14 protein-coding genes and 1 pseudogene are annotated in these 18786 nt (G+C 42.5%); 4 read left to right on the top strand and 11 right to left on the bottom strand.

What is annotated here, in order from left to right; all coding sequences use genetic code 11:
• Positions 1–9: 9 nt before the first annotated feature.
• Positions 10–252: a hypothetical protein gene (locus R50912_RS09575; RefSeq protein ID WP_042234289.1), complete on the bottom strand. Its 243-nt coding sequence runs from the start codon at positions 250–252 to the stop codon at positions 10–12.
• 116 nt (positions 253–368) lie between these two features.
• On the opposite strand from R50912_RS09575, the gene R50912_RS09570 reads away from it, so the two are divergent.
• Both R50912_RS09570 and R50912_RS09565 read left to right on the top strand, forming a co-directional pair.
• Positions 369–1829, top strand: coding sequence for a recombinase family protein (locus R50912_RS09570; RefSeq protein WP_042234287.1), 1461 nt, complete (start codon positions 369–371; stop codon positions 1827–1829).
• Between the two features lie 54 nt (positions 1830–1883).
• A complete protein-coding gene (locus R50912_RS09565) occupies positions 1884–2216 on the top strand; it encodes a BC1872 family protein (RefSeq protein WP_042234284.1) in 333 nt (110 codons plus the stop codon).
• An 18-nt stretch (positions 2217–2234) separates the two neighbouring features.
• Here R50912_RS09565 and R50912_RS09560 read toward each other — a convergent pair whose 3' ends face one another.
• From R50912_RS09560 to R50912_RS09545, 4 genes are all read right to left on the bottom strand, one after another.
• The gene (locus R50912_RS09560; RefSeq protein ID WP_042234282.1) at positions 2235–4880 is read right to left on the bottom strand and encodes an AAA family ATPase; all 2646 of its coding nucleotides are present in this window, start codon (positions 4878–4880) and stop codon (positions 2235–2237) included.
• Entirely contained in the window at positions 4877–5407 is a 531-nt protein-coding gene (locus R50912_RS09555) for an ABC-three component system middle component 1 (RefSeq protein ID WP_042234280.1), read from the bottom strand. Before R50912_RS09555 ends, R50912_RS09560 begins: the two co-directional genes overlap by 4 nt.
• The gene (locus R50912_RS09550; RefSeq protein ID WP_197073060.1) at positions 5400–7043 is read right to left on the bottom strand and encodes a dsDNA nuclease domain-containing protein; all 1644 of its coding nucleotides are present in this window, start codon (positions 7041–7043) and stop codon (positions 5400–5402) included. Before R50912_RS09550 ends, R50912_RS09555 begins: the two co-directional genes overlap by 8 nt.
• Before the next feature lie 1069 nt (positions 7044–8112).
• Positions 8113–9102 carry a hypothetical protein gene (locus R50912_RS09545; RefSeq protein WP_042234276.1) on the bottom strand — a complete coding sequence of 330 codons (990 nt, stop codon included), beginning with the start codon at positions 9100–9102 and terminating at the stop codon, positions 8113–8115.
• Between the two features lie 277 nt (positions 9103–9379).
• On the opposite strand from R50912_RS09545, the pseudogene R50912_RS09540 reads away from it, so the two are divergent.
• A pseudogene (locus R50912_RS09540) lies at positions 9380–9964 on the top strand (SpoVR family protein); the annotation flags it as partial.
• Between the two features lie 291 nt (positions 9965–10255).
• Here the strand turns inward: R50912_RS09540 and R50912_RS09535 are convergent.
• From R50912_RS09535 to R50912_RS09505, 6 genes are all read right to left on the bottom strand, one after another.
• Positions 10256–11188, bottom strand: a complete 933-nt coding sequence (locus R50912_RS09535; protein ID WP_042234274.1) for a VanZ family protein — start codon at positions 11186–11188, stop codon at positions 10256–10258.
• Positions 11189–11461: 273 nt separating this feature from the next.
• Entirely contained in the window at positions 11462–13414 is a 1953-nt protein-coding gene (locus R50912_RS09525) for an ABC transporter permease (RefSeq protein ID WP_042234270.1), read from the bottom strand.
• Positions 13389–14159 carry an ABC transporter ATP-binding protein gene (locus R50912_RS09520; RefSeq protein ID WP_042234268.1) on the bottom strand — a complete coding sequence of 257 codons (771 nt, stop codon included), beginning with the start codon at positions 14157–14159 and terminating at the stop codon, positions 13389–13391. The genes R50912_RS09525 and R50912_RS09520 overlap by 26 nt, the downstream gene beginning before the upstream one ends.
• A 141-nt stretch (positions 14160–14300) precedes the next feature.
• Entirely contained in the window at positions 14301–15296 is a 996-nt protein-coding gene (locus R50912_RS09515; protein WP_042234266.1) for a sensor histidine kinase, read from the bottom strand.
• Entirely contained in the window at positions 15293–15991 is a 699-nt protein-coding gene (locus R50912_RS09510; protein WP_042234264.1) for a response regulator transcription factor, read from the bottom strand. Before R50912_RS09510 ends, R50912_RS09515 begins: the two co-directional genes overlap by 4 nt.
• 55 nt (positions 15992–16046) lie before the next feature.
• The gene (locus R50912_RS09505) at positions 16047–16967 is read right to left on the bottom strand and encodes an AraC family transcriptional regulator (protein WP_231637814.1); all 921 of its coding nucleotides are present in this window, start codon (positions 16965–16967) and stop codon (positions 16047–16049) included.
• A 459-nt stretch (positions 16968–17426) separates the two neighbouring features.
• On the opposite strand from R50912_RS09505, the gene R50912_RS09500 reads away from it, so the two are divergent.
• The gene (locus R50912_RS09500) at positions 17427–18593 is read left to right on the top strand and encodes a GntR family transcriptional regulator (protein WP_042234262.1); all 1167 of its coding nucleotides are present in this window, start codon (positions 17427–17429) and stop codon (positions 18591–18593) included.
• Positions 18594–18786 lie beyond the last annotated feature (193 nt).

The raw sequence follows: 18786 nt of genomic DNA, 5'->3' as shown, positions 1-18786 counted from the left end.
AAGGAGAGTCTATCCCACCTCGGGCAGACTCTCTTTTTTATGAACAAAGCTAATTTGATACCCACTTGCTTGTTCAGGGCCAAGGGTCTCTGTGAGCAGATGTTCGGCTGCCCGCTCTTTTAGCGTCTTCTCCCAGGAAGCGAAGTGTTCCGCTATCTTCTCTAATGTTTCGGAATGATCAATTCCATTAAGATTGCCAAAACAAATCTGCTGCGAAGGAGTGTTGACAGTAAAACGAATCTTCAGGTCCATCGTGCCTCCCCCCTTTAATACAACCTATGTGGCCGATCGGCGAGGACAACCCTATAATCGTAAATCAAATTTTTGGTGCATAGAATAAAGGACCAGCCCCTCAGGAGGAAGAGCCTATGAATGTCGAGAGCATCTCAAGCCGTTTTGTAGCGATTTATTGCCGCGTATCGACCGATGAGCAGGCCCGTGAGGGTGTTTCCCTGGATGAGCAACAGGAGCGCCTTAAGGCTTATTGTAAGGCCATGGGATGGTCAGACGAAGTCCTGTTGTTCATTGACGACGGCTACTCCGCTAAAAGCACAGACCGCCCTCAGCTCAAGCGGTTGATGACATACATAAAGAATGGCGAAGTCTCAAAAGTCATGGTCACCAAACTGGATCGGATGAGCCGCCGACTACTCGATTTGCTTACGCTGATCGACATGTTCCAGCAGCATCAAGTCGCGTTCATCTCAATCAGTGAATCCTTTGATACAAATACTCCATCTGGTCGCCTGACTCTTCAAGTGCTTGGCGCTGTCGCGGAATTTGAACGTGAGCGTATTCGTGAACGGGTCATGGATAATATGTTCCATGCAGCTAACCAAGGTAAATGGCTGACCCAGAGTCCTTACGGATATCGCTTAGAGGATAAAGTCCTGATCATCCATGAGCCTGAGGCTAAGACTGTACGACAGATCTATGATCTATACCTCAATCAAGGTTTGGGATTCTTCGCGATTGCCAGACAACTGAACGAAGAAGGCATTCCTTCCAGGCACAATAAAGAATGGTCCATTCGTTCCGTAAAACTGCTGCTGACCAATCCCGTCTATAAAGGTACCTTCGTATGGAACCGCGTAGATTCAAGCAAGAAGAAACGAACCATAAAGGACGATAAGGATTGGATAGTCATTGACGATTGCCTACCCGCCATTATTGACAAGAACATCTGGGAAAGAGTGCAGACCAAAATGAACAGACCAGGCATAGCTCCCCGTGCTCAGACCAGTCCCCATCTTCTCGGAGGCATCCTGAAATGCGGAAACTGCGGTTCAGGAATGAGTATTGGTTGGTCAGGATCAAGAGACAGACGTTACCGCGTTTACCGCTGTTCTGCGAATAAAAATAAAGGCACATGCACCAGTAAGCAGTATAAAGCCGACGAAGTGGAGTCCTGGTTTTTGCAGGGGTTAGCTGGTTTATCAAATTCACTTAGCCTTGAATTGGTTCCCCAGCTTGTGGAGAAGGCCCGTAGCAGCCAGAGCAGTCGTGGAGATCAACAAATCACGGCAGCTAAAAACCGTTATAAACGGAAGGTTGAAGCCTATACTGCTGGACTGATTGAGTTGCAGGATCTTAATGATGAGAAGCAGCGAATGGAGAGGATTATACAGGAGAATCACAGTTCGAATGAACAGGGAGAAAAGATTCAGGTGGAAGAACTGAAGGAAATGCTTGAGAGCAAAATTAAGACGGTGCTGGATGCGATAAATGTGTTGCCTGTTGAGGAGGCTAAAGGGTTGCTTAGGACGTTGATTTCGAAGGTGACGGTTTTGGGGGAGAGGGAGTTGGATATAGAAATAGAAATTGAATAGCCGCGGAAGCATTTTGAAAACATCAACAAAACTATTTGAAAGAAGTGAAATCAAATGATAAAATGGTGGGATTTAACAGATCAACAACGTGATGAACTTGTTGCTTTACATGTTCTAAAATGGGAAAAGATCAACGAACAATGGTTTGAACAAAATGAAAAAGGCAGATTTGAAGTTCCCGTCATCTTATTCCCCTTTACTACTGATGAAGAACTTGCATGGAAACTCTTAAGATCATTTGACAATTGGCAGGTCACCAAGATGTTCCCCCTTACATACAGAGTTATTATTTCTGCAAATAAGTACAGTTGTTTATCAAAGTCACTTCCAGAGGCAATTTGTAAAGCAGCACTAAAATTTAATGGAGTGAAATTAGGGGGAGATTAATCATCCCCCTGCTGGGTCTCAATCAAATTGAACAGGTGCAGCTAGTTCTGATGATTCATATGGACTTTTTAGCATATAAACTTGTATATCTGATTTTTGATACTGATTTTTCTTAACAAATAATTTTACGAAATCTAAATCATGTGTTGAAAATATTAGTTGTTTACTTAACCTTCCCAAAACATCACATACTGAAAACCGATTTACATCATCCATGTTTTGAATAGGATCGTCAATTGCTAAAAAATCTAATATGCTAACATTTTGTGACTCGTTCATTGCTAAAAACAATGAAATTGCAAGGACGTTTAACTGCCCAGAACTTAGCGTATATCTAGCCGTACTAGCTTCTTTTTTCTCATCGAGTTTAACCATAATATTCAATTTTTCCCCTTCATCAGCAAAAACTAATGGGGTCTGGCTAGGTAATGGATTCAAATATCTGAAATATCGCTGCACTGGTACTCTTTCAGAATTTAACATGTCTACGATTTCAGTTCCTATTGATAATGCCGTTTCTTTCAAATGCTTATCAATCGAAGCTACCGCGTTTTCGTATTGCTTGTTTTGGGTTACAAATTTATTTAAATTCGCTTCGATTCGCAAAATTTCTTTTTCAATTTTTTGATTAAACTCTAAGCTATTGTTAAGTGATTCTCCTTTTTCAAGAATTCCAAATTCATCTTCTGCCGCTTTAATTTCCAAATTTAAGATTAATAACAGTTTTTCTATTTCCATTACTTCAGGGAAATCAGATTCATCAGCTAACTTTAAAAGCCTTGTAAGTGAACTGTATTTGTCATTTAGCTGCTTTTGTTCGGACTGTAATTTTAACAGTCGTTGATTAATTCTTAATTTAGCTTTTTGTAAATTTGAAATTCGTTTGTTGATATTAGATGTTACCCGATAAGGCCCCAATATATTAGTTTCATTTTTTATTTGGCTTTCTAACTTATTTATTGTCTCCTCAAGTTTTAAAGAATCATTTAATCGCTGAATTTTCTCTTTTGTAGTTAAATTATTTTTGGTCAATACCTCTTGACTTTGATTAAATAGTTCAAGATCAAAAGATGCAACTTCAGTTAATTCATCTATCTGACGTCTAACTTCACTTTGCCGTAACCTAAGTTCCCTAGATTGTTGCTCAACTTCTTTTATACTTTCTTTCAAAATCTGACTTGATTTTTCAATACGATTTATTAGAGAGTGTAATTTTTGTATTCGATTTGCATCTGTTGACAATGAGTTAATTGAACTCTGAACACCGCTGTTTAAATGATCAACAAGCTGTTCACCATGCTTAAATCCACAAACTGGACATTTACCTTGCAAGTCATTCGTACGAACATAATCCATTATACTGTCAAAAGCTGCTATGTATTTAGATATAGATTCTTCGTTATTGCGATTAAGTTCTGTAAGGATATTTGATTTGAAATTAGTTAGCCGATTTTGGTGTCGAGCAAATCTCAATAATTTTCGATCTAAGTTCAACTTTGTTAATGGAAGCCTTTTTTCTTCTTCAATCAATTGAAAGTACATATCTCTATATACTAATGCATAATCAATTTTAACCGACGATTCTCGAAATTCATTTATAAATTCAATTGTCGTTTTATTTCCCATCTCTAGAGATGTCTTGTATTCAATCAATTGAATTTGCCCAGCCTTTAAATTACTTTCTAACTCAGAAATTCTTTGAAATCGTCTTTCTTGTTTTGATAAAGCTGTGAAGAGTTTTTCAACACTTTTTTTAAGTTCTTGATAGCCTGATATAAAAAATGTCAAATTCTTAAGTGATTTATCTATTTTCATTACATCTTCTTTGGCTATCCTTAAAGTTCCGTATCCAAAATTCTTTTGAAGGGTTTCATAACTTTCATAAATTTCTTTAGAGAGACGAATTTTACGATTCATACTTGTTTTCTGTCCTTGAATTTCATTACGAATAGCGCTTGGTTCTTCAAGTTTAAAAATTTCTTGTAGCAAGGAAGATTCAAAGGTCTCGATTTTCAAAAGTCTATTTTTCTCTGTAGATATTCTAGAGGTTATATCCTCAATTTTCTTTTCCTTTTTAATTATTTCCAATTTCATTTTCGAATTAATTTCCGATAAGTTCTGATATGCCACCCAAACTTGTTTTAGCCCCATAATATCGGCCATGGCACTGAATCGTGCTTCCTTATCATCCTGCAAAACAAATTCAGTAACCTGATCTTGGGATAATATATGGGATTGTTTCACTAATCCAACAAAAGGATTTTTTGTTCCACTCTGAGTAAAGTGTTGATTTTTTAGAAAACTATCTACTTTTTTCTGTCCAATAATAGCGCTACCATTAGCGATATTAATTTTAACTCGACTTGTTTGTGGTTCTCCGTCAATAACATCAAATCTCCTGATAAGAGTGTTTCCTTCAAATTTAATTTCAACAAGCGATTCCGTATTGGCGTCAGCATATAAATTAATCGAAGTCTTTGGATCAAATTTTTTATTATTAAATCGGCTAATTAACCCAGTTAAGCACCACTCGACAGCATCAAAAAAAGAACTTTTCCCATAACCATTTGGACCATACAATATAGTGACCCGTTTGCTTAGATCAAAAAAGTTATCCCCTTGATAACTTCGAAAGTTTTTAATACGAACAGATTGTATGTTCATTCTGTATCACCTCCTGTTAAATCCAAAACATTATTTATTGCACTGATAACTTCATCTTTTTTGAATCGAACATTTGCCCCATCATTCTCGATAAGATACTCAATAAATTTCATTGCAGTTCCCGAAACTGATTCATTCACAATATTCATCCTATTAGCTTCAATATTTTCCACAACATTTATCATATCTAAAAATGGAATTCGCTTAAGGTCATATTCGGAACGAATAACATATTTACGCATAGCCAATGAATTGTGCTCGATTAAGTAAACGTTTTGTTCCACAAGATCATCGTTGTCAGCGCATAATAAATAATAAGAATTCCAAGGATTCCCTCCCATTTTAGTGATCATTTCTCGACTTCTTTGACATTCATCTAAAATCGTTTCTAAAGATATCGTTTCATCCCACTGTTGTAAAAAAACGTCTACTATTTCATCTTTAAACCAGGCTAATCCATCCATAGTATGTTCCTTCAACTCTCTGAATCCCAACTGATTAAGTCGATTGAAAGTCAATTTATACATTAGTTACTGATCCCCCTATAATTGAAACAAAGGCATTTTTCCAAGCATCACGAATTTCATCAAGTGAATCTAAATCATAAAGAGAATCGTCGTATAATTTTTGTACATATTTCCCTGGTATTGCTTGGAATTCAATTGATGGCTTCACTAAATCAGAATCTTGTCCTAGTTTGTCAAGTTGTATGCTCGGAGAAGCTATATACACGAATTTAGATACCTCTATATCATCTCGGTGACCATCAATTATTGTAATTGGCTTCTTTGACATTAAAGATACTTGTTCTTCACTCGAAACACTTTTAATAATGGTTTGAAGTTTTTCGCAACCGTTATCAAATGTTTGCCTTCTTTCTACATGCAAAAATGAGATATGTTTATTACCTATGGCTTTTAATAAGAGGGACTTGTTACCCAATATAATTTTTGTAGTGGAACTGTTAACAATATTCAAAAACACATTACCTCGTATAAGGGTAAGTAAACGTTTATCTCGTTCTACTGGCTGAAGATTTAAAGTCCTTCTGGTTCCATGTCCATATAAACTCAGCAACATTTCAATGTCGCCTGGTTCTTCATCTATCCAGGTAGTTAATGCATCATGACACCTGTACAATTCACTTTTCATTTCAGCATATAACTCATGCTTAACAGAGCATTCAGCGTGAACCTCAGAAAACACATTCTTAATAACTTCTAGACTATCGTGGCATCGATACTCTTGCCCAAATGAAGCACGTATCCTAGCTTTGTACTCATCTTTTATCTCAATAGCTTCTTGACGTGTAAGATATAGCATACTTTTTCCGTTTCTAATCAAACAACGATCAAGTAAATGAGCAATTAACTGATGCAAATCCGCTCGACTCAATCTGGTATTTTCACTTATTAAGGCTCCAAACTTCGATTGAATGTTTTCCATGTAATCGAAAATTTTATTCCCGCTGTCGGAATATTTTTTTATACGGAATTTGGTCAAAAGTGATTGTAAACTTTCACCACAAACATCTTCATAACTATACTGGCTAAGATTCTTATCAAATGAAAGAGATTTCATTTTATTAAGAAGTACATCATCATCAGGTATATTTACTGGAAATTCCTCGTTGTAAAGCGAAACGTCTGTTTTAGAAGAACCATCCACTAAATGATAACTTGTCGCTAACTCGAACTCACAATTATATCCAGATGTAACAGGAAAATGACGTGATTTCATTAATAATTTATCTGCCCAGCTATCATTATAATAAAAAATTTCTTCATCCTTCTTAAAGGAACTTCTTCCGTACAGTCCTGTCTCAGAAACTTTCTGATGTGGATACTTGCTTGACTTCACCTGAATGAACCTTATATGTTTATCTTTACCAACAACTATATCGTCATGTAACTCTAAGGCAACAAAGTCCCAATTTCCTTGTATCATCTGAATCATGTATTCAATCCCAATTAACATTTGATAAAAGAAACCAGTAATAGCTGTTCTTCCGCCTTCTTCTTCCTCATCAATTGCTACAAGTCGAGATATTAAAGAACCTACTTGACGATTTGCAACGTCACTGATACACGAATCGTATTCCGTGGATGGCGCCTGTTCTTCAGACGTCAATAAATCAAGTATTTTATCCTTCGTAATGCTCACCTTCTCTAGAGAATTTGTTTATTTTCTATTCAGAAAAAAATATTCATTGAAATTTCAGTCTGCCAAATTACATTCTAACTTTAATTCCGACATTAGTCTCCATTTATTGATATATTTCCTTTTTTCTTCATAGATGTGTATAAAGCATTGTATCTTTCGTTATAAAAAATCATAAACTACTCTCGTGTATATATTTTTCCGCTTATATATTCTTAATAAGCACCTTACAATATGAAGTCTGGGCTTCATCCTTGGATCAGTGCATCGTCCTCGAGCTAGGCCTGATCCCAGAGGAAACTGTAGAATACACCAAACTAAATTCCTCCTTCGTACAGCCTTCGCGGCAAGCGCTTGAACCCATATTGGGATCGGAACAAAATATTTGAGGTGCGCGAATTAGAAAATGTTCATTTGCAGACGGTTGTGGAAGACAATAAGACGCGATTTTCGTACGATGGCAAGAAGGTGCAGCGGAAGTTATGTGGGTTATGATACCAGAGAATAAGGCACTGTTACTAAAATAAAGCGGCGAACCTGAACACCTATCTAACCTTCATCAGGTTGGCTCCTTTCGCTGCGTTAAAGATAAATGCTCGTTCAGAAAAGGAGAGTCTATCCCACATCGGGTAGACTCTCTTCATTATGAACAAAGCTTATTCGTTATGCACTTGCTTTTTCCGAGCCAACTGTCTCTGTAGGAATAAGTCGGATTGACGTGTAGAATAAAAGCTTCGCCCATCTGAGAACCAACCATGAATATTGAGAACACCACAAATCGTTTTGTAGCAATTTACTGTCGAGTATTCACCGACGAGCGACCATATTCTTTTGATTTGCACGTGCACTTGTCTACTCTTGTTGCCATGTGTAAACTTATAACATTTAACTTTTCATTTTCCATTAACTCCTGAATACCTTTACTAATAAGCGCCCTTTCTTGCTGATAGCTTTTCATTATTGATCTCCTGATGACCTTATAATATCATTTGAGACCCTAATATCTCTTTAAGTTTCGAATTAGGAAACTAACATCATAGAAATAAGGATTTCCTCTATTTTTCTTCATTATTTAAGTGAATTTAGAAATTTGGTAATCTAAATTATCATTTTCGACTCCATGTAAATTTGTCAAGATATTACGTATTATACTTACTCCTAATTCTTCATATTTTTCATAACTCAACGGTCTTTGTGAGTTATAATCCATTAATAATTTTCTTACACTTGCAACATAAGATAATTGACGCTCACTTAATTTATCTAATTGCAAATGTCTTTTCTCATCCCCAGAAACATCCGCAAATGCACATCTTGTCGCTATGGCATAGTTTAAGTTAACACAAATTTCCTCTAGCTTTATTTTTGAAACATCTGTCTTTTTTAATTCATTAGTCAGATTAAAAAACGGACTATTTAGATTCCTAACTACATCCTCAAATGAGATAAAGGAATTGTATTGCTCAGCTGTAGCCTTACATGCAGAATACTCATCCAAGATAAACCATGCAATTTTTGCGATTGAACACTCTTTTATTTTTTTATACTCATTAATTCCGTAATGCTTTACAATTTCAACACTATTTTTTGCATGAAACAACTCATGAGCAAAAACATCTATAAATATTTTTAAATTCTCATCAGTATATTGATGCCTATATTCACTGTGATTAACGATCCCTAATTTTATTGAAGAAATTGATATAGTAATTTTTAAAGTATCATTTACTATGTTAAACATAGTAGTACCCGCATTATCAAAATGTTTATCTGCAATTATTTGTAAATTTTCTATGTATTCATCAATACCGAAAGTATCATAGACAGACTGTGCTACATCTAAGTATTTGTTATCTTCATAAAGAACATCATCTCCGTCCTCATCTTTAAAATGATCTGAAAACTTCTCTTTTTTTCCTTCATAATTAATGTACAACATTTTTTTCAATATCTCATATTTATCTGACTCGCTGTCTATTTTCCCACTCCGAATCTCTTCTTCAAAAAAATCCTTTTGTTGCAGTCCATTAAAATTAAAAAATCTCTTTATTTGATTGATCATTATAAGTTCTCCTATCTGTTTTGTGCTTGAATATATTTGATTTCTTTACTTATAATACTGGTAACAGTAACATGATCAATTACTACACCTGGAGAATCAATAACACCCTATATAATAAACGCATTCTTCACCACAAACATCAAATTAAGGTAATACCCTTACACGCCTTATATGGTAGATAATACCACATAAGTATGTTTAATTCTCCATTTTTTTTGCGAAGATTCTGATCAGCTTAATTAAATCATTTGTTATCTTATAAGCACCTTAGCAATACGAAGGCTGGGCTTCGTACTGGCATCAGCGAATTATGCGTGAGCTGGATCTGACAGCCGAAGAGACCATCGAGTACGCCAAGCTCAACTCATCTGTAGTACAGCCCTCACGCCAGAGTCTGAACCCGTATTACCTGGGACTGAAGATCTTCGAGGACATCGAACGCCGCTGGGACCGCGACAAAATATTCGAGGTCCGTGAACTGGATTCGGACACCTCTTTTATCCGCAGCTATCTGTCGAAGGAGCTGGTGAGTGATCTCGACCTCTATGTCTTCGAGAAGAAAGGTCCGGAATGGAAAATCACCGACAAAGCCTGGGAAAATGTGCGTGATCAGCTTGTGCTGGCCCGGGTTAACGGCGGCTCCCCGTACCTCGTCGTCCAGGATGCCGACTATGAGCGCAACGGGGAACTGCTGATCGCCCACCACTATGAGAGCATCGAGCTGGATCTGAAATATCTGGAGCGCACGCTCCCGCATATCTACGCCCTCTGGGGCCGCACCGTACATCTCCAGACCGTCGTGGAAGACAAAAAAGCCCTTTTTACCTATGACGGCAAAAAGGTGCAGCGGAAGTTTATGTAGGTAACGTGTATATGCTCGACTAACAAGCCGCAGGCTGATTGCGAAATGCAATTACTCTGCGGCTTGTTTGAAAATATAAGAATTTATACGTTGCAAATGATAACTTATCCTTCTATTTCTCGCTGAATGGGTACCGTCCTTTATGAGGACGGCGAAGCCGTTTCTACTTGTCGTATTAGACTTCGAAGTCAAACCGTCTACCAAGCGGTATCTGAAAATCCTTAAACACATTCGACTGCACGCTATCCTGCTCCGAATATAAGAGTTCAGCTGTAAGCCTGGGCTATGAACTTAGTTCCAGAAATATTGCATCTTCTTATACCCGACATCCCATATTTTCAATTCGCCCTTAATCGTGAGCTTCAACTCGTTCCCCGGCTCGAGGGGTATCCAGAATGGAGACGGGTACACTTCCGGATTACTCCGCTGATATTCTCCAGAACCGGTCAGGATCTCCCTGCCATCCAGGGTCATACTGATGCTTCCGGAATAATCTGTGGGTTCAGGGTTTCCGTAATTGAAGGAGAAAATCGTCTGTCCCTCAGACTTGTACGTGAACGTTCTGGAATCTCCGTCTTCAGCGCCATATAGGTTATAGCGGAGCGGTATCTTCTGTCCGTTGATTTGAATACTGTCCGGTTTAGCGGATGAATTGCCCGAACTGTCCGTCCATTCAGTGATCGCCGTAAACGGACCCTCTACTTTAGTTATTATTTTGTCTACCACCGCCCCTAATCCCCATAAAGCTATAAAGAGAACCAACCCCGATATAGCCGTTGCCACCAGATTGCGCCCGAGGCTGCGGGAACGAAAACCAAGCTTGTAGGCCCCAAAACCGAGGGCTGCTCCAATCGTATTCTGAAGCGCGTCGTTGATATCGAAGCTGCCCAGGAACGTAAGGGCCTGGATTGTTTCCAGCACAAGAATCCCTATGAAGAATAAGGTGATGAACCGGACGAAGCTGACCCGGTACAGCCATGGAATCAATATACCGAAAGGAATAAAAGCAATAGTGTTCCCGAAACCCACCATACTCATTAGGCTGGGATGCAGAAGATCAGCTGGAGACGGCAGCTTAATGAAGTTGTCAGGCATAAAAATAAAGGTGTAGCCAAGCGAGTGGTCATACGATTCTCCTCTGCCGAAGGCGAAGAACATAAAATAAAGAACAAGCAAGGTATACAATACGGTTATGGTTAGAAGAATCTTGCGTTGTTTAGCCATGGTTAACTCCTTTGCGGGATGTATATTGTTAAACTGAACTGACGGGCACATTGTACCACATCTTACAATCACCTGCTAAGTGGTTTCATGTAACCCTCTAGTCTAACCTTCATCCTCCTCTGACACTGCGCCGCCGGGGGTCTCGAAATATACTCCAGCGCAATCTCAGCAATCTCCTCTGCCGTCAGGTTCTCTCTTAGAAGCTGCTCAAAATAATCAATACTTCGTTCGATCTCCCTGCTGTAATTCAGATGCGCCACCAAATCTTCCTGTTCAAACCATCATTTTCTTCAGACTGCGTATATATCGTGATTTCACAATGATGAAAAAGACGCTTTGCAGAATCAGATACCCGGCAAATGTGATCAGTACCGGCTTGAGCACATTCATTATTCCCGTCTCCAGGATAGGGCTGATGACAACCAGACTCTGAACGGCAGCCACCACAATGGGTATATAGAAGAGTATCGCAATCTGTTTGGTTGCCGATGCTGACATTTCACTTGTGCTTAGCCCGATCTTGGATAACGCACGGTACATACGAATATCTGCAGCCAGATCACTATGCAGCTTGAAGTATAAAAAACTGGCCGATGCAACCGAAAAAATCAAAGCAACAAAAACACTGACGAAACTGAGCATGGCTGTACTTTGTTTAAGGAGCCAATAATTAGCGGCGCGTGAAGTTAAATCGAACACCTCATCACTTTCCCCTTCCATCCCGGTATTCCATTGTCTCAGCTCGGTGCCTACGATGTTCTCCTGACTGTCGATGGAAGGCAGTGAACCTGTATCCCATGCCGGAACCTTATAGTGATAACTGATATAAGGTCTGACCTCCTTTCCCTCTTCAGCCGATCGGGCTACTCTTACCACCTCCATCCACTTCTCCGGCACAATCAGCACAGGAGCAAATGAACTGATGAACCCAATCGATTCTGTAGTAACGCTCTCCTTGACATAGAGGGATACGGCGGGCTGTTCAGCCAAGGTCACCATTTGGTCACGGATATAATCATTCTTCTCAACCTCTGGCGACGCCAGAAGAACTACTTCATTTGAGCCCAGTCTGGTTACGACCGGGAGACCAGCCAAAGGCGCAAGCTCATTATATTGGGCAAGCCCGATCAGATACAAGCCGTTCTCACGCCCCCCCTCATCCTGGACCGAGGCAGAGAGCAAGTCGGTTCTCTTCTCCGTGTACTCCACACCCGCTGCCTTAAGCTCCTGGTGAATTTTGCTCCGGTCCGGATCTGCCGATGTGGTCCGGTAATACGTTTGGGTGATGGCAAAAGGTTTCCCGTTGTACTCTTCTCTTCCGGCCTGAATGATGGACAGAACATACCCTGCCCCCATACTAGCCAAGGCTGTGACTACTGTAATCATAAATAACATCCGCGAGTTGTCCCGCAGTTTATAGCTCATTTCTGAAGTCCACAACAGCCGCGTACCACGCCAGGTAGACCTGCGGCTGCGCTTAAGCAGACGAATGAAAACAACAGACAGCTGGGAGTAGAACAAATAGGTGCCGGTAATTCCCGCAATAGCGGCCGAAATAATAGCAGAGGGACTGAGTTCAATCCGCAGGGCATAAAATCCGATAATCAGCAGCACTACGCCAATTAAGGACAGAAGGACGGAGGCTTTTGGCTGTTTTTTCGGTTTAACATTTCCCTGAAGCAGATCCAGTACTTTGTTATTGCGGATAAGCAGCAACGTAAAGATGGAAATAAACAGAAACAAGGAGACGAAGGACAGGGAGGTGACCCGCATTGCTTGGACAGGCCAGTAGAAAGGTAAATCCTCAATTCCAATTGTCCTCGTGCTGAGCAGCAGAAATAATTTGGAGAGAAGCATCCCCCCTGCGATTCCGGTTACAATGGCAACAATGCCGATCAGCATATTCTCAAGGAAGATTAGCCGGTTAATCTGGTTTGGCCGGGCACCCAGGATGGTTAGAATCCCAAACTCCAGATTACGTGATTTCAAAAACGTTCCGATGGAATACAGTACGAAGAAAAAAGCGAATACATACACAATGTAGGCTGCGACCTGCATACTCGTTACCGCCATGGGACCCATATCCTGACTCGCAATCCCGGGATGATAAATGAATACGGAATAAGCAAAAAACACCATGACCATAAAAGAACTGCTCAGGAAATAAGCAATATAAGCCCGGGCGTTACGCCGTACATTATTAAACGCGAATTGAGGAAAGCTCATGACTATTCCCTCCCCAAAACGATAGTGTGTCGATAATTTTCTGGAAAAAGGCCTGACGGTTATCGCCACGGTGAATTTCGGCAGCCAGCTTGCCGTCCTTAATGAAGATGATCCGGTTACAGTAGCTCGCTGCCTGCGGATCATGGGTAACAAGCAATAGCGTGGTGCCTTGCGTACGGTTAATGTTCGCCAGCGATTCCATAACGATCCGTGAGGAATTAGAGTCCAGGGAACCGGTTGGCTCATCAGCCAGGATCATCGCAGGAGAAGTAATAATTGCGCGCGCAAGAGCAGTCCGCTGCCGCTGTCCGCCCGATATCTCATAGGTGCGTTTATTCAGGATATCCTTAATGTTAAGTTGTTCAGCAACCTTCTGCAGCAGAGAATCCATCTCGCTTAGCTTACGGTTGTCTAGGGTAAGAGGAAGCACGATATTCTCAGCTACGGTTAATGTCTCTAGCAGATTGAAATCCTGAAAGACAAAGCCGAGTTGTCTGCGGCGGAAATGGGCCAGATCTTTCTTATTCAGCTTATAAGGATTATTGCCGTTGATATTCACCTCTCCGGAGGTGGGCTGGTCGATAGTGGATACCATATTTAGAAATGTGGTTTTACCGCTGCCTGAGGGTCCCATGATACCTACAAATTCCCCGCTCTCAACACTGAGATGAATATCTGTAAGTGCCTGGGTCTTCACTTTGCCGGGATATACTTTATTCAGTCCTTTGACTTCCAATACGATCACTGAAATCATCCTTTCCTTAAGGAAACAAGTGTTTACCTGTGTGTTGGTCTTTATCCTTGTTCCAATGTACAGGATGAGCTATTCCGCTGCTATGGTTTTACCTTAAGGCTATCTTACACATCGCTTAAGGTTATGTTCGGTTTACTGTGCAGGGGCTTGGCCGTTAAAAATAATCCGCACCGCAGTTCCTACTCCGGGCTGGGATTCCAATTCGACGGCATGTCCCAGTCTGGTGCAGATTTCCTTAACCAGATAAAGTCCCATTCCGGTGGACTCATGGTATTGACGCCCGCGTTCACCGGTAAAATATGGGTTGAATACCCTTTTTAAATCCTCGGGAGAAATGCCGATACCCTGATCTGAAATCTCCAGAACTGTATCCTTGCCGCGGGGGTGTGCAGAGATCGTCACCGCTTTGCCGGAACCGACCGTGTAATTGACAGCATTGGTCAAAATTTGGCCCAGCATGAACATCAGCCATTTGGCATCGCTGTATACATGGGTCCCGGCATCAACCAGAATATTCACGGAGACCCCCCTGCGGATAAATAATCTCCGGTTCCCGGATACCGCATTGGCGACGGTCTTGCGGAGGGACAATAGTTCTACTTGAAAATCATTCTCAAAACGTTCCAGACGGGAGGTATGGATGACCATTTCCAGTCCTTTGCGCAACTTCTCCACCTCCTCCTGAATACTGCCGGCGGTTTCGTCCTCCAGATCCTGCAGTATGAGCTGTATGACAGAGATAGGGGTCTTCATCTGATGCACCCAGCGGTTAATGAACACAATATGCTGGTCCATCTGCCGGATATGCCCATTCATCTTCTCCTGATACTGGCGGTCCATGTTCTGTAGTAACTCATGAATGGCCTCGGGAAGCGCAACATCTCCAAGGGGGGTCAAATCATCCGCAGAGAAGTTACGTGGAGTGCTTAACAGCTTATATAACCTGCGGTGTTGAACATAACGGTAACCGAGGTACAGGAGAAGAATACTGCCGCTCAGGAGTACACCGTATCCTATGATCACGGGAGGCCTGTTCTCGCCTGAGATCCAATACAACACCGGAACCAGGAGCACTTGCAGCAGGTAGAAGAGCAGCAGAGGAAGCTGGTCCTTCCAGAATAATCTCATGGTGCTTTCCCCGTTAGATTCAGAAGATAGCCGGCGCCCCTTACCGTTTCTACAACATCTCCCACGCCAAGATCCTTGAGCTTCCTGCGGACACGTGTAATATAGACATTCAAGGTATTATCATCAATGAAATGCTGGTCCTCCCACATAAGATCCAGCAGCTTCTCCCGGGTGACCACACGCCCCTCCTTCAGCAGCAGCGCTTCTATCAGGATGGCCTCCTTCTGGGTCAATTCCATGGATTCCCCGGCATACTGGATAGTATAACGTTCAGGAAACAGGGTTAGAGCGCCTGAATGTAGTGTACGCTCCCCCTGAATTTGTGCATAAGAACCATAGGCTCTGCGCAAATGGCTGCGGATTTTGGCTAAAACGACTTCGTAGTGGAACGGTTTGGTAATATAATCATCGCCGCCGTTCTCCAGCGCCATCACCTGGTCCATCCCGCTGTCTCTAGCCGAAATGAACAGAATTGGACAAAGCGAAATTTGGCGGATCTGGCGGCACCAGTAATAACCGTCATACTTGGGCAGATTGACATCCAGCAGCACAAGACCGGCAGCGCTTTCCTTAAAGGCTTCCAGCACGTTAGTGAAGTCTTCAATAATGATGGTATGATAATCATATTTAGAGAGGTATGCACTCAGCAGCCCTGCAAGCTTGGCATCATCTTCAATGATCAGGATTGTTTCCATAGGTCCCCTCCTTTGTCCGTTATACAGTAACACAGGCGGGGAAAATCATGCAAAATCAGCCCCTGCTTCCCGGCCGCTCCACTACAGGAACATAGATCTCCATCACCGTATCCACCCGCGCATGACACCGCTCGTCATAGAACTCGAAGTTCAGCTTGCCCTTGGCGTGCTCATATCCGCTTTCCGGGAACCAATCCTCAAAGATATGTCTCCACGTACTCTTCACCACCTGGGCAAAAGCGTCCGGATTCGCCTCATCGGTGGCATCCACCGGAGGCGTAGTAAACACGGCATACTGCGCAGCAGGCACAACAGCCGTAAGCATATCCTCAGCCACAAGGCTGAAATCATCGACAATGACACCCAGCAGGTAGACGGCATTGCCGCCGCCTTGCGCCGGGACACACAAACCGACCTCACCGTGCTTCGGCGGGTTCAACAGGGCATACATTTTGTTCTCCAGATTATCTCCGTCATAGCAGTACCAGAAGGAAGCGACATCCTGCGTATAACTCCCGGACTCCACGTTCGTCTCTATGCCATAACCAGCCACCTTAAACGCCGGTTTGCTCACCATCACGGGCTCCCTAATATAATCCCCGATTTGGTACACCGATCTGTCCCGGAGATAGCCGTCCATCCGTGCCGCATACTGCGAGGGACTATAGCCGAAGGCCTTGCGGAAGGCTTTGGCGAAACCGCCGGGAGTCTCAAAACCATAATCCAGCGCGATATCCATAATCCGCCGCCCGTTAAACAGCTCTACTGCTGCCAGGGACAGCTTCCGGCTGCGCACATATTCCATAACCGGCATCTCCCGGCACTGGCTGAACATCCGGCAAAAATGATACAGCGAATACCCCACCTGGGACGCGATGTCTTCCGCCGTCAGGTTCTCCCGCAGATGCTCCTCAATATAATCAATACTCCGCTCGATCTCCCTGCTGTAATTCAGGTGCTCCACCAGCCTTTCCATGACACATAGCTGATTCCATTATAACAACCGGCAGCCAGCGGGTCTGTTCCTAATTTGCTGCTTTTCATGTTACTTCTCCGTTTTTTAATGATTTCCCCATTATCCGATCGGGTCAGAGGCAAGCTTGAAGGTGAACACCTTATACGGGTTTATGCTGAATGCTGAAACGCCGTCACGTATCGTGATGCTGCGCCCTGTGGCCTCCTCCATCAAATCTGTCTCAGTCAGCCTACTCTCCTAGCTGAATAAAATGTTCGATTCTTTTGGCAAACGGTATATTGGATTCCTCCAGATTAAGTTGTATATTTGTATATAAAAAGTAATATATATACGAGACATTATACATATGCATGCACCATACGTAAGTAAGCAATTAGTAATGATTTTTCAGCTTTACTTCTGCTTTTTTAACTTATATATTTGTATATACCAATATACAAAAGTGTGAAAGGGAAACAGATGAAGGAGCCAAACAAACGAATTCCAATCTACCTGCAAATACGCGAATACATCACTGAACAAATCCGCCTCGGAAGCTGGAAGTCGGGAGATACGCTCCCCTCGGAGAATGAGCTGGCCCGGTTGTTCCAGGGGAGCCGGATTACGGTGAAGCAAGCCTTGAAGACACTTGTCGAAGAAGGAGTTGTATACCGGGTTCAAGGAAAAGGAAGCTTTGTGGCAGAAGGCGCGGATAGCATTATGCAGGCGATGGACAGCCCAGTCTCCATAAACTCATTCTCGCTCCATCCAGTGGCCGGAGCGCCACAGTATGCGGGAGAAAGATTATCAGCCCCCCCGTTCATAGCCTTTATTATTCAAAACACGTTGGACTCTATATGCTCCGAGCTGCTTCTTGGCATTGAAGCAGCAGCAGCCGATGGAGGCTTCCGGGTCCTGTTCATGAACGCCCGGGAATCCCGGGAACGGGAGCTCGCTATGCTGAAGGAAGCTGTCCAAAGCGGCGCCAAAGGTATTATTTTGTTCCCGGTTCATGGTGAAACATATAACGAGGAAGTGCTTCGTCTGACCATGGAGCAATATCCTGTCGTTGTACTGGACCGTTATTTGCGCGGCGTGGAGACCAATTGTGTCTGTTCAGACAATGAGAACGGAGCATATCAGGCAGTCTCCTACCTGATCAGCAAGGGACACCGGAGAATTGGCTGCATCTCGTCCCCTGTTCTTGGCACAACCTCGCTGGAGGACCGGCTTCACGGCTATGAGCAGGCTTTGGCCGACAACCTTATTCCGGTGGATCACGCTGCCCGGCTGTTCGAACCTACACCTGAAGGCATTATCAATTTCCTCAGGACTCAGACTACCCTTACCGGGCTGGTGGCCTTCGACAACGTACACGGCTCCCTGATTATGAAAGCTGCTGAACATTTGGGCATCCGAATTCCCGAAGATCTTTCCCTGGTCATATTCGACGATTATTCCTACCCGGAACTGTTCAGGGTTCCACCCACTGTTATCGTACAGCCCTTTCGGAAGATGGGGCAGGAAGCCGCTCTGCTCCTGATGGAGTTGATTCACAGCCCCCAAGCAGAACGCAGACGCATCACCCTTCCGGTTCAGCTGATTGAGCGGAAATCAGTGGAGAATCCGCCTTCCAGCCCCCGGTAATAGCCTGAGCCAGTCCAGCGGATGGAAAGACTCTCTGGCTACCAGCTGCAGCAGAGAGTCTTTTTTTCGTTCATTTTAACCCTCCGGCCTGCGACTTTGCTATTGTTAATATTTAATACGAGTCTGCTCCGCTGGTACATCTATTTGAAATGTTATCGGCGTTTCATCTCATCACGCTTTATGATCATGGAAT

The organism is Paenibacillus sp. FSL R5-0912, assembly GCF_000758605.1.
Lineage (GTDB): Bacteria > Bacillota > Bacilli > Paenibacillales > Paenibacillaceae > Paenibacillus_AQ.
Note: the sequence above shows the minus strand (reverse complement) of the source record. Positions and strands in the feature narration are given on the sequence as shown.